The following is a 244-nucleotide window of genomic DNA, read 5'->3' as shown; positions in this document are numbered from 1 at the left end:
AAGAACCCCTGGATCATGCAGTTGGTCAGCCACAGCGCATTGGCAGGCACGTGGTTGGCGTTTTCCTTGGCCAGAAAGCGCGGCATGGTCTTGTCACGGGCCGTGGCAAAAAGAATTTCGGCGCACAGCAACACCCAGGACAACAGGGCGCCGAGCAGCGAGATGATCAGCCCGACGCTGATCAGCACCGCACCCCAATGGCCTACCACATGCTCGAGCACCGCAGCCATCGACGGGTTCTGCA

General features: G+C 60.7%; 1 protein-coding gene. It reads right to left on the bottom strand.

Going from position 1 to position 244, the window contains the following annotated elements; all coding sequences use genetic code 11:
• Window positions 1-244 (bottom strand): amino acid permease (locus J5M56_RS26230; RefSeq protein WP_207938218.1); only part of this gene is annotated, 244 nt, incomplete at both ends.

This window comes from Pseudomonas sp. 51_B (assembly GCF_017491595.1).
Lineage (GTDB): Bacteria > Pseudomonadota > Gammaproteobacteria > Pseudomonadales > Pseudomonadaceae > Aquipseudomonas > Aquipseudomonas promysalinigenes.
This window is presented reverse-complemented; position numbering and strand designations above follow the sequence as displayed.